Source organism: Agrobacterium sp. RC10-4-1, assembly GCF_014138475.1.
GTDB classification, from domain to species: domain Bacteria; phylum Pseudomonadota; class Alphaproteobacteria; order Rhizobiales; family Rhizobiaceae; genus Agrobacterium; species Agrobacterium pusense.
Window position 1 is genome coordinate 322,859 of record NZ_JACJIT010000001.1, and the last position, 12,691, is coordinate 335,549.

The following is a 12,691-nucleotide window of genomic DNA, read 5'->3' on the forward strand; positions in this document are numbered from 1 at the left end:
TGCGTGGATTTGACCAGAGTCCCGCCCGACATGTCTGTTGCGGGGAGAGAACTGATGTCGTTGCGCGCGCTCGTCCGGATTTCGCTGGTTGCGGTCTCAGCCGCCATGATTTTTGCGCCAGCCATGGCGGCGGAACCCTCCCGCAAGGTCGTGACCACCCAAAATGGCGATTATTTCGGCTTCGATCTCAGGACGGAGCAAAACGTCTCGTTGGAGCAATGTGGCGAGATTTGCGCCGGAGACACATCCTGCAAGGCCTTTACCTACAATCCAAAGGTGAAATGGTGCTTCCTCAAATCTGATTTCAATCAGCTGAACGCCTTCCCCGGTGCGGTTGCCGGCAAGATTGTCGAAGTGGCGACGGAAGCCGATATCGGCGCGCCGCAGCGCCTGTCCTTCGTCACTGACAGCCTGCAGCAGGAAGCGCGCCGAATGAAATCCGGCCTTGCGGCGAATGACGGTGAGGGCGGGCAAGGCGTGGAAGCCCTCGTACAGACGGCGCGGCAGCAGGCGGCCGGGGGCAATATTCCCGATGCGGTTACGACCTATAAGCAGGCCCTTGCGATCACGCCAGACGACGGCGCGCTCTGGGCGGAGCTTTCCGAAAAAGCGGCGCAGGTCACCGATAATTATTCGATCGCAGGGCAAGCGGCGTCTGCCGCCATCAATGCCTATCAGCTGAGCCGAACAGTCAGCGCCCGCACAGAAGCCCTGAACCGGCTGGCGAAGGCATTTGAAAGAACCCAGAATTATCGCGCAGCCCTCAATGCCTATAAGGAAAGCCTTGCGCTCACCGATGATGCACAGACAAAGGCGGCCTATGCCGACCTGCGCACGCGCCAGGGTTTTCGCGTCATCAACAATACGGTGGATACGGACAGCGTAAGCCCGCGCGCCTGCGTGCAGTTTTCCGAACCGCTGGTGAAGAATGGCGTCGATTATTCTTCCTTCATCACGCTGGATGGGGCAGCCCCCAAGGCCATCGAGGCGAAGGGCAGCGAAATTTGCGTCGAAGGCCTGACCCATGGCCAGCGCTACAAGATCGCACTGCGCGCCGGCCTGCCGTCTTCCGTGGAAGAGCCGCTGGAAAAACAGGTCAATCTCGATATTTACGTGCGTGACCGCACGGCCAGCGTGCGCTTCACCGGCGAGAATTTCGTGCTGCCGGGCAGTGCGCGCCGTGGCATTCCGATTGTCTCTGTGAATGCCGACAAGGCCGACCTGAAGCTTTATCGCGTCGGTGACCGCAATATCACCGCGCTGCTGGCAAATTCGCAGTTTCTGACGCAGATGGACGGTTACAATGCCGACCGTATCGAAAACGAAATCGGCGAGCTTGTCTGGCAGGGCTCGATTGATATCCAGCCCGATCTCAACAAGGATGTGGTCACGAGTTTTCCAGTGGATGAGGCCTTGCCGGAGCGCAAGCCGGGCATCTATGTGCTGACTGCCGTGCCGCCGGGCACGGCGCCGGAAACCTGGGATTCGCGCGCCACCCAATGGTTCCTCGTGTCGGATACCGGCATCACCACCTATGCCGGAACGGACGGTTTGAATGTATTTGTCCGTGCACTCGGCAGCGCCAAACCGCTTGCGGACGTGGATCTGCAGCTCCTGGCCAAGAACAACGAGGTGCTGGGCACCGCGAAAACCGATGCGGACGGCCGCGCGGTGTTCTCTGCCGGCCTGATGCGCGGCACGGCGGCTCAGGCGCCTGCCATCCTGACGGCGCGCAACGGCGATAAGGATTACGTGTTCCTCGATATGACCCGTGCAGGCTTCGATCTTTCGGATCGCGGCGTGACGGGACGTGCAGCACCCGGTGCTATCGACGTGTTCAGCTGGACCGAACGTGGCATCTATCGTGCCGGCGAGACCGTGCATGCCGCAGCCCTGGCCCGTGACGTTGACGGCAAGGCAATCGAGGACCTGCCGCTCACTTTCATTTTCTCACGCCCTGACGGCGTGGAAGACCGGCGCTTTGTCAGCGACGGCAAGGCGCTTGGCGGTCATGCGGTGGATCTGCCGTTGCAGGCAAATGCCATGCGCGGCACCTGGACATTGCGCATCCATACCGACCCGAAGACGGCTGCGATCAGCGAAAAGAGCTTCCTTGTCGATGATTTTGTGCCTGACCGCACCGAGTTTGACCTCTCGAGCAAGGCAAAACAGATCGATCGGGGCGCAGAAACGGCAATCGACGTTGATGGCCGTTATCTTTATGGCGCGCCCGCTGCCGGCCTGACGCTGGAAGGGGAGGTCGCGATCAAGCCGACGCGCACCAGCGCCGATTTCGAAGGTTATTTCTTCGGCCTGGCCGATGAGGAAAGCGAAGAGGAAAACCGCACGACGCTTGCCGATCTGCCGGTCCTGGATGAAGAGGGCAAAGCGAGCTTCAACGTTGATCTCACCGATCTGCCATCCACAACGCAGCTTCTCTCCGCCAACATCACCGTGCGCATGCGCGAAGCCGGCGGCCGCGCCGTGGAACGCTCGCTGGCGCTGCCCATCAAGGCGGAAGCATCCGTCATTGGCATCAAGCCGCAGTTTTCCGGCGATCTCGCCCAGAACTCCGTTGGACGTTTCCATATCATCGGTGTCAGTGCCGATGGTGCCAAACAGGCGATCAATGGCCTGACCTGGAAGCTCATCAAGGTAGAGCGTAACTATCAATGGTATCGTCAGGGTAATTCCTGGCGTTATGAGCCCGTGGAATACACCAAGCAGCAGGAAACCGGCACGCTTTCGGTCGACGCCAATGGCGGCGAAATTTCCGTGCCGGTCACCTGGGGCCGCTACCGGCTGGAAGTGGAGGGTGCGGGTAATGGCGCACCGGTTTCCAGTGTCGAATTCGATGCCGGTTTCTATGTGGAGGCAAGCTCGACGGAAACGCCGGATGCGCTGGAAATCGCGCTGGACAAACAGAGCTACAAGATCGGCGATACGGCCAAACTCAAGGTCTCCTCACGTTTCGCCGGTGAATTGATGATAACGTCCGGTTCGGAAAAGCTGATTGCGGTACAGAATGCCGAGATCGGCGAAGAGGGCGGCGAGATCGACATTCCGGTCACCGAGGAATGGGGCGCTGGCGCTTATGTGACGGCGACGCTGTTCCGCCCCGGCGACGCGCAGGAAAGCCGTATGCCCATGCGCGCCATCGGCATCAAGTGGCTTGCCGTCGATCCGGCCGAGCGCAAGCTTGCCGTCAAACTCGGCGCGCCGCAGAAGACGCTGCCGCGCCAGCCGCTCGAAATTCCGATCACGGTTGCGGGGGCTGGTGTGGGCGAAAAGGCCTACGCCATCGTTGCGGCGGTCGATGTCGGCATCTTGAACCTCACCCGCTATGAGCCGCCGAAGCCGGATGAATGGTATTTCGGCCAGCGCCGGCTGGGACTGGAAATCCGCGACCTCTATGGCCGCCTGATTGACGGCTCGCTTGGCGCCACGGGCCGGCTGCGCACCGGCGGTGATGGCGGCGGGGCGGCCCTTCAGGGCAGCCCACCCACGGAAAAGCTTGTGGCCTTCTTTGCCGGTCCGGTTGAACTCGACGCTAACGGCAAGGCGACTGTGAGCTTCGATATTCCGCAGTTCAACGGGACGGCCCGCATCATGGCGGTTGCCTGGACGAAGACCGGCGTGGGACATGCGGTTTCCGATGCCATCATTCGCGATCCCGTCGTGGTAACCGCCAGCGCGCCGAAATTCCTCGCCCCCGGCGATATCTCGCAATTGCGGCTCGATATCGCCAATACGGATGGCGACGCCGGCGACTACCGGCTGGATGTGACCAGCAATACGGCTCTGACGGTCGATCAGGGTGAAGTGTCGCAGACACTTGCGCTGCAAAAGGGCGGCAAGTCGTCTTTGACCGTTCCGCTGACGGGCGAGCAGCCCGGCAATGGCGCGATCACCATAAAGGTCTCCAATGCGGCAGGTGTCTCGCTTGAGCAGGTTCTGAACGTTCCGGTGCGCCCGGCCGTTCTTCCAGTCACGACGCGGCGCGAAATCAAGATTGCGCCGAACAGCAGCCTGACGATCAATGGTGATCTTCTGGCCGACAGCATGCTCCTCGGCTCGTCCGTCGCCGTTAATGTCACGCGCTCGCCCGCTTTCGATATCCCGGCGCTGGTGATGATGCTGGACAAATATCCTTACGGCTGCGCCGAACAGACGACGAGCCGCGCGCTGCCGCTGCTTTACGTCTCGGAACTGACAAAGGACAGCGGCATGGCTGAAGATCCCGACACCCGTAAGAGGGTTCAGGAAGCGGTCTACCGCGTGCTGTCCTTCCAGTCGAGTTCCGGCAGCTTCGGCCTCTGGTCGCCGGGTTACGGCGATCTGTGGCTCGATGCCTATATTACCGACTTCCTGACCCGCGCGCGCGAGCAGAAGTACGATGTCCCCGAAGCGGCCATGGTGCAGGCGTTGAACAACCTGCAGAACGGCCTGTCCTATGACAGCAATGTCAAGGATCGCGGCAACGAGATCGCCTATTCGCTTTATGTGCTGGCGCGCAACCGCAAGGCGGCGATCAACGATCTGCGTTATTACGCCGATACTGCGCTTGCCGATTTCCCGACGCCGCTTGCCAAGGCGCAGGTTGCCGCAGCCCTTTCGCTTTACGGCGACCAGGCCCGTTCGAAGACCGTGTTCGGTGCTTCGCTCGACATGGCCAGCCGCGCCACCAATGTCAGCTTCGCCCGCGCCGATTACGGCTCCGCCCTTCGCGACGGTGCGGCGGCGCTGGCGCTGGCGGCGGAAAGCCGTCCGGTTCCGGCCGTCGTGCCGCAGCTTGCCGGTGCCGTGGCAAGGGAATGGGAAAAGAAGCCCTATACCAGCACACAGGAGCAGGCATGGATGCTGCTGGCCGCCCGGGCCGTGAAAGGCGAGGACAAGGATATCCGTCTCGATGTGAACGGTGATTTACAGACCGGCGGTTTCGGCAAGCGGATGAGCGGCGAGGAATTGCTGGCGGCACCCTTGAAGATCGCCAATGCCTCGGCTGATCCGGTCACGGCCGTCGTCACTACGGTGGCCCCGCCGGCTCAGCCGCTCGCTGCCGGCGGCGAAGGCTTCACCATCACCCGCACCTATTACTCCATGGACGGTGAAGAGGTGAACCCGAGCGACGTCACACAGAACGAACGTTATGTCGTGGTTCTGAACGTGGTGCCGCAAAATAACTGGCAGTCGCGCATTCTGGTGACGGATCTACTGCCTTCCGGTTTCGAGATCGACAATCCGAGCCTCGTCAATTCGGCCGAACTGTCGAATTTCGACTGGTTGCCGGAAACGGAGGCGGCGCATACAGAATTCCGCTACGACCGTTTTGTGACGGCCTTCGATCGCTCGGCAGGGGACAGTTCGGAAATAGCGCTGGCTTATGTCGTCCGCGCGGTCACTCCCGGTACTTATGATCATCCGGCCGCGTCTGTTGAGGATATGTACCGGCCGCAATTTGCCGCCCGCACCGCAACCGGCCGCATGGAGGTGCGTTCGGCGACCCCATGAGGCGGAAAAAAGCTGTCATCGTCGGCTTCGTTATGGCCGCATTGCTTATCGGCGGTGCGGCCTTCGGTCTGGATGCGCTGGACAAGGCCTACCCGCCGCCGCTCGAGGCAGCGCGGCAGCGATCCTTCGAGGTGTTGGACCGCGACGGCAAGTTGCTGCGTGCCTTCGCAACACCGGATGGCCGCTGGCGGCTCGACACCACGGCGGCCGAAGTCGATCCGCAGTTCCTGCGGATGCTGGTCGCCTATGAGGACCAACGCTTTTACGACCATCACGGTATCGATCCCTGGGCCTTGCTGCGTTCCGCGTGGCAACTGGTGAGCAACGGCCGGATCGTATCCGGCGCCTCGACGCTTTCCATGCAGGTGGCGCGGCTGGTCGAGCCACGCGCCGATCGCTCCTTCTCGGCAAAGCTTCTTCAGGCCCTGCGGGCTATTCAAATCGAACGGCGGCTCAGCAAGGCGGATATCCTCGATCTTTATCTGAATATCGCGCCCTATGGCGGCAATCTCGAAGGCATACGCGCGGCCAGCCTCGCCTGGTTCGGCAAGGAGCCGGGAAGGCTCGACACGGCCGAGGCTGCCCTTCTGGTCGCCCTGCCGCAATTGCCAGAAAGGCGTCGCCCGGACAGGTATCCCGAGGCGGCGAGACAGGCAAGGGAACGGGTCTTGCAGAGGCTTGCCGTCGAACGTGTCGTGGGTGAGGGCGAAGCGGAACGGGCGACGCTTGCGGGCGTTCCGACCAGCCGGCGCGATCTGCCGGCGCTAGCACCGCACATGGCTGCTGCCGCGCGTGCGAAATTCCCCAATGCTGCGGAAATACGCTCGACTCTGAAGCTTTCGATCCAGCGGGAACTGGAAGGCGTGGCGCGCCATGCAGCAGGAAAAATCGGCGATAAGGTATCCGTCGCCATCGTCATGGCCGACGCAGAGAGCGGGGATATTCTGGCGGAGGTCGGCTCGGCGGATTATCTCGATACCGCGAGGAGGGGTTTCGTGGAGATGAGCCGCGCGGTGCGCTCGCCCGGATCGACCCTCAAGCCATTCATTTATGGCCTCGCCTTTGAGGATGGCCTGATCGGTCAGGAGACCATCATCGAGGATCGCCCGGCTGATTTTTCCGGTTACCGGCCGCGCAATTTCGACATGCATTATCAGGGCGATGTCAGCATCAGGCAGGCGCTGCAACTGTCGCTCAACGTGCCCGCCGTGAAATTGCTCGACGCGGTGAGCCCATCGGCGCTGATGGTGCGGTTCCGGCGGTCTGGCGTCACACTCGCGTTGCCTGCCAACGAAGCACCCGGGCTCGCCATTGCTCTCGGAGGCGCCGGTATTTCGCTTGTCGATCTTGTCCAGCTTTATGCCGGGCTAACAGGTGGCGAGGGTCCCGTACGCCTCGGTGATGGCGTCCGCTCCGCCCCGGAACGACTGGAAGGCGACCGATTGTTTTCCGATGCCGCAATCTGGAACGTTTCGGACATCCTGTCCGGCGTGCTGCCGCCGCTCGGCATGAAACAGCGCGGCATCGCCTACAAGACCGGCACTAGCTACGGTTACCGCGACGCCTGGTCGATCGGGTATGACGGGCGGCACGTGGTCGGCGTCTGGGTCGGCCGCGCCGATAACGGCGCCGTGCCGGGTATTGCCGGTTACGCGACGGCGGCTCCCATCCTCTTCGAGGCCTTTGAAAAATCGGGCGTGGCCATCACGCCAATGCCGGCAGCACCCTCCGGCGTCGCGCGCGTGAGCGTGGCCGACCTTCCGGCAAACCAGCGGCGTTTCACGACGACCGCAAACGGCCTGCTTTCGGCTTCAAGACGTGAAAGCGCCCCGCGCATCGTTTATCCGCCCGAGGGCGCGCGTGTGGAGCTTTCCGGCCAGTCGGGCATCTCGCCACTGGTGCTGAAGCTCCAGGGCGGGCGTGCACCCTTCCGCTGGCTCGCCAACGGTTTGCCTCTGCCGGATGCATCCCACCGTCGCAGCAGTGAATGGCGCCCGGAAGGGCAGGGGTTTTCCACACTCACGGTGATTGACGCCGATGGCCGTGCGTCGAGTGTCCGGATTTTCGTCGAATAACGACGGCGCGTCCAAGTCAACAACGGCCGCCGAGGGCTCCTGTAAGACAGGCCTTGTGACCGTCTCGTCGACCAAGTGCGGCAAGCCGGTCAACCGCGGGGAGATGAGTGGTCCAATCCTATTGAGCCACATCGAACGAATGGCGGTCGATCCGCTCCTGAAGTGAAGCCACAACCGCTTGCAGAAACTCCCGGCGTCTTTGATTGGTCGTTGCCGCCAGCGTCACCTGCAACCGGCTGCTGATCCTGTTCAGGAAGCCAACATGGTTGAAGCTGTCGGCGGCTATATTCACCTCCACCTCGTCCATGTAATGCGCCAGATGCGGTTCCAGCGCGAGATTTGCATCCGTCTGGTAGCAGGCAGCCATCTGTTCTCCAAGCGTGGACATCTGCACATATGGACCATATTCGTCGATCATCAAATCTCCCTCGTCTCGCGCGACCCACTTCGACAGGCGCCTCGTCGTCACTGATAGGAAATAGGAAGCGATTGCGGGCTTTCAACGTTCCCTTACGAAGCTTTGAACTTTCTGTGTTCTAGGAGGAAACGCTATTATGTCGGTCGATCTGATATTTGCCAATTGCAGGCGGCAGGCTGGCAAAGAATACGCTCCACTTCTCGCGCCCGGACCAGCTGTCTGCTGGTCGCTTTCCGATTACGTCATTGATTTTAAATAATTTTCAGGAAATGGTGTCCACGAGAGGATTCGAACCTCCGACCCCAGGATTCATACCGCTTCGGCTTTCGCCGCCGCCCTGCCTTGTCGGGAAGGGCGTTCGTGGTCTGGACTGTCCCTTCACCATGGGCCGTGAGGCCTTTAGGTGCTGCCCATCCAGTCTCTACACCTTCACCGGATTTCTCCGGAGCTTGGCTCGGGATTGGCATGCTGGAAGACCAGCGAAGCTTTCCCCGACTTTGAGCAGATCGATTGCGTCGTTTCCGGACGCAACCCCCAATTTGTCTTAGGAATCCTGTGCTCTATCCTGCTGAGCTACGTGGACACTGAATTGCTCTTTAACCTGACCCAGCCGGCGGATCAACCGCGTTCTTCATCGCGGTTGATCTCGTCCTCCGCTTTCTTCGCGTTGGCCTGACATCAGCTCGTCAGGCGCTGTTCTGCAAGTTTCACCCAATAGGAGATGCCGTAGGCGATGGCTTCGTCGTTGAAGTCATAACCCGGATTGTGGAGCCCGGCCGAATCGCCATTGCCAATGAAGATGAAGCAGCCGGGCCTTTCCTTCAGCATGAAGGAGAAATCCTCTCCTGCCATGGAGGGATCGACATCGGGGTCTACATTCGGTTCGCCAACCACATCGCGGGCCACACGGATAGCGTGGTCGGTTTCAGCGGCGTGGTTGAAGGTCACCGGGCAATAGCGCTCATAGACGACTTCGGCTTCTGCGCCATTGGCAAGCGCAATGCCTTCCGCCATCTGCTTGATACGTTCCTGGGCGAGATCGCGCACTGTCTCATCGAGGCTGCGCACGGTGCCGGCGATCAGCGCCTCGTTGGGAATGATGTTGTGGCTGGAGCCGGCCTGAAAGCGCGTGACCGAGACGACAACGGAGCGGATCGGATCGGCATTGCGTGAGGCGATCATTTGCAGGTTGCCTACGATCTGCGCGCCGATGGTGATGGGGTCGATCGTGCGATGCGGCTGGGCCGCATGGCCGCCTCGGCCCTTGACCGTGATTGAGAACTTGTCCGGTGCTGCCATGATGCCGCCCTTGCGGATGGCGAAGGCGCCAAGCGGAATGCCCGGCATATTGTGCATTCCGTAAACTTCGTCGATGCCGAAACGCTCCATCAGGCCGTCTTCGACCATGGCGAGCGCGCCGGCGCCGCCTTCTTCCGCTGGCTGGAAAATGACAGCGATCGAGCCCGCGAAATTGCGGGTCTCGGTGAGGTACTTCGCCGCGCCGAGAAGCATCGCGGTGTGGCCGTCATGGCCGCAGGCGTGCATGGCGCCGGGCGTTTTCGATGCCCAGGCTTTGCCGGTTTCCTCGACTATGGGCAGCGCGTCCATATCCGCGCGGAAGCCGATGGTGCGATTGCCTGGAAGATTGCCCCTGATGATGCCGACGACGCCGGTGCGGCCGAGACCGGTCACGATTTCGTCAACGCCGAAAGATTTCAGCTTCTCCGCGACGAAGGCCGCGGTGTTGTCGACATCATACAAAATCTCTGGATTTTCATGCAGGTGATGCCGCCATTCGCTGACTTCCTGCTGGAGTTCGGCGGCTCTGTTCAAAATCGGCATTCGTTCATTCCTGGGTTCATCGGTACGGCGTGTCGTAAAACTCCATCCTCCGTGGTGGATAGTGCGCCGCATAATTGACGTAATCAATGTACTTTGCCATTGCTAGGACATATATGGTGAATATTGCCATTCCCCGACTGAAGACGGGAATTCGAGGACTAGCCTTGCCACAGACTTTCAAATCGCCAAACGCCGCCCGCCGGCTTTCCGCAGCCATTGCCATCATCACCGCAGGTGTCGTCGCCGCGGCCCCGGTGGCCAATGCCAATCCGAAAATGGTGGTCGATGTCAAAACCGGCAAGGTGATCTCGCACCAGGAAGCCTTCCGCAAATGGTATCCGGCCTCGCTGACCAAGCTGATGACCGCCTATATCGCCTTTTCGCAGATGAAGGCTGGCAAGATCAGCCCGCAGACCGAAGTGGTGATGAGCAAGAAGGCCGCCGACCAGCCCGCCTCCAAGATGTATTTCAAGCCCGGCCAGAAACTGACGATGGACAGCGCGCTGAAGCTGCTGCTGATCAAGTCCGCCAACGATATTGCGGTCGCGATTGCGGAGACCATCGGCGGCAACACGGATAATTTCGTGGCGCAGATGAATGCGCAGGCGCAGCGCCTCGGTATGAATTCCACGCATTACGTGAACCCCAATGGTCTGCCGGGGAAGGGCCAGTACACGACGGCCCGCGACCTCGCGCTGCTGGCGCTGATCATCAAGCGGGAATTTCCCGAATATGCGCATTATTTCTCGCTTGAGGGCGTCACCACCGGCAAAAAGAATTACGCCAATTTCAATATGCTGGTTGGCCGCTTCGATGGCGCGGATGGCATGAAGACCGGCTTTATCTGCGCTTCCGGGTTCAACCAGGTGGCATCGGCCGTGCGCAATGGCCGCTCGATCATCACTGTGGTGCTGGGTGCCGATAGTCTCGCGGGTCGAACCGACCAGTCGGCCGATCTTCTGCAGATGGGCCTGACGTCTCCTTCCGGTCAGGGTGTCTCGCTCGCCTCGCTTGCCCCTTATGGCGATACCGCAGAGGTCAACGATATCAGCGCCGAAATATGCAACCCGAAGGCGGCCAAAATCCGCAGTGAGGGACGCGACGATGCCGGCCGCATGGTCATCCATTCGCCCTATGTGCAGGAAATGACCCGCCCGCCGGAATATTCCTTTGCCGGTCTTATACCGGGCAGCGAGACGGTCGCGGTTAATGCGCCCAAGGGCGCGGCCGCAAAGGGCCAATTGGCGAATGTGCCGATCCCGATCCCGCGCCCCACATTCTGACGGACAGGCGAAGGTGCCGGGAGAGGTCTCCCGGCCGCCTGCCATTTGGCTATTCGCAGATCGATCACGTTATGATATTACAGTGGCGCTCGCGGCTTCCAGCCTCGGGCGATTTGTTTTAGCTTCATGCCGTTGCGGGTTTTACGTCCTGAACTGACTTCCCCAAAGCGGCAATCAACATACAGGCCAGACATGTCTCGCGATCGTATCCCGGTTTCCATTATCACCGGATTTCTCGGCGCCGGAAAATCGACTCTGCTCAATCGGCTCCTCAAGGATCCTGACATGAGCGACGCAGCGATCATCATCAATGAATTCGGCGATGTCAGCATCGATCACATGCTGGTCGAAAGCGCGGGCGAGGGCATTATAGAACTGGCGGAAGGGTGCCTTTGTTGCACCGTGCGCGGCGAACTGGTGGACACGCTGGCGGAACTGATGGACGGTATCCAGACCGGCAAGCTGAAGCCGGTGAAGCGCGTGGTCATCGAAACGACCGGCCTTGCCGATCCCGCTCCCGTCATGCAGTCGGTCATGGGTAACCCGGTCATTGCGCAGAATTTCGTGCTGGTTGGCATGGTCACTGTGGTGGATGCCGTGAATGGCCTCTCCACACTCGACAATCATCAGGAAGCCGTGAAACAGGTGGCTGTGGCCGATCGTCTTGTGGTGACGAAACGAGCGCTCGCCGATGACGCCACGATTGCGGCATTGACTGCCCGCCTAGAGGCGCTCAATCCGCGCGCGATCATCGAGGACGGTGACAAAACCGACTGGAGCGCAGCTTATCTGCTCAATAACGGCCTTTACGATGCCGGCAATAAAACTGCCGATGTCAGCCGTTGGTTAGGCGAAGAGGCGCTGCACGATCACCACCACCATGATCATGCACATGATCACCATCACGGCGACCACGATGATCACCACCACCACCATGACCACGACGTGAACCGCCACGATGCATCCATTCGTTCCTTTTCGATCATACACGACGAGCCTATAAGCCCAATGGCCATCGACATGTTTGTGGATTTGCTGCGCTCGGCGCATGGTGAAAAGCTTCTGCGCATGAAGGCCATCGTGAAGCTCACGGACAATCCGGACAGGCCGTTGGTGCTCCATGGCGTGCAGACGATTTTTCACGCGCCGGAGCGTCTTTCCGCCTGGCCGGACCCCGCTGATCAGCGCACGCGCATGGTGCTGATTACGAAGGATTTGCCGGAGGCTTTCGTAAAGGACCTGTTTGCCGCCTTCACCAGCGCGCCGGGTATTGACCGCCCGGACAGGCAGGCGCTGACGGATAATCCTTTGGCGGTTTCTGGGTTGAAGTTTTGAAGTAGTATGGAATGGCGGCCGGGCCGGGGTGTGGCTTACCCCCCTCTGTCCTGCCGGACATCTCCCCCTCAAGGGGGGAGATCGACAAGGGGCCTGCTCCGAATACTCTTTTCCGCATCGACGGTCGCAGCGAGCATACTGGCGAGGGAACGAGCGGCCACAGCGACTGATCTCCCCCTTGAGGGGGAGATGTCCGGCAGGACAGAGGGGGGGTGAACCACCGGCGA

At 60.7% G+C, this 12,691-nt stretch carries 6 protein-coding genes; 4 read left to right on the plus strand and 2 right to left on the minus strand.

What is annotated here, in order from left to right; all coding sequences use genetic code 11:
• Positions 1 to 54 precede the first annotated feature (54 nt).
• On the plus strand, positions 55 to 5,511 hold the full coding sequence (locus FHW77_RS01490) for an alpha-2-macroglobulin family protein (protein ID WP_100911211.1): 5,457 nt from the start codon (positions 55 to 57) through the stop codon (positions 5,509 to 5,511).
• Positions 5,508 to 7,586, plus strand: coding sequence for a penicillin-binding protein 1C (gene pbpC, locus FHW77_RS01495; RefSeq protein WP_100911210.1), 2,079 nt, complete (start codon positions 5,508 to 5,510; stop codon positions 7,584 to 7,586). Before FHW77_RS01490 ends, pbpC begins: the two co-directional genes overlap by 4 nt.
• Positions 7,587 to 7,704: 118 nt before the next feature.
• On the opposite strand, the gene FHW77_RS01500 is transcribed toward pbpC, so the two are convergent.
• Complete coding sequence (locus FHW77_RS01500; protein ID WP_004445697.1) at positions 7,705 to 8,004, minus strand: hypothetical protein; 300 nt, start codon at positions 8,002 to 8,004, stop codon at positions 7,705 to 7,707.
• A gap of 678 nt (positions 8,005 to 8,682) precedes the next feature.
• Positions 8,683 to 9,846 carry a M20 aminoacylase family protein gene (locus FHW77_RS01505; RefSeq protein WP_004445691.1) on the minus strand — a complete coding sequence of 388 codons (1,164 nt, stop codon included), beginning with the start codon at positions 9,844 to 9,846 and terminating at the stop codon, positions 8,683 to 8,685.
• A 164-nt stretch (positions 9,847 to 10,010) separates the two neighbouring features.
• Between FHW77_RS01505 and FHW77_RS01510 the strand changes: the two genes are divergently transcribed.
• The gene (locus tag FHW77_RS01510) at positions 10,011 to 11,129 is read left to right on the plus strand and encodes a D-alanyl-D-alanine carboxypeptidase family protein (RefSeq protein WP_034497250.1); all 1,119 of its coding nucleotides are present in this window, start codon (positions 10,011 to 10,013) and stop codon (positions 11,127 to 11,129) included.
• A 192-nt stretch (positions 11,130 to 11,321) separates the two neighbouring features.
• Positions 11,322 to 12,464 carry a CobW family GTP-binding protein gene (locus tag FHW77_RS01515; protein WP_044459151.1) on the plus strand — a complete coding sequence of 381 codons (1,143 nt, stop codon included), beginning with the start codon at positions 11,322 to 11,324 and terminating at the stop codon, positions 12,462 to 12,464.
• Positions 12,465 to 12,691 lie beyond the last annotated feature (227 nt).

What these genes read in the sequence shown, in the direction of transcription:
- pbpC (WP_100911210.1), top strand. Translation starts at nt 5,508, where the DNA reads ATGAGGCGGAAAAAAGCTGTCATCGTCGGCTTCGTTATGGCCGCATTG.
- FHW77_RS01515 (WP_044459151.1), top strand. Translation starts at nt 11,322, where the DNA reads ATGTCTCGCGATCGTATCCCGGTTTCCATTATCACCGGATTTCTCGGC.
- FHW77_RS01490 (WP_100911211.1), top strand. Translation starts at nt 55, where the DNA reads ATGTCGTTGCGCGCGCTCGTCCGGATTTCGCTGGTTGCGGTCTCAGCC.
- FHW77_RS01505 (WP_004445691.1), bottom strand. Translation starts at nt 9,846, where the DNA reads ATGCCGATTTTGAACAGAGCCGCCGAACTCCAGCAGGAAGTCAGCGAA.
- FHW77_RS01500 (WP_004445697.1), bottom strand. Translation starts at nt 8,004, where the DNA reads ATGATCGACGAATATGGTCCATATGTGCAGATGTCCACGCTTGGAGAA.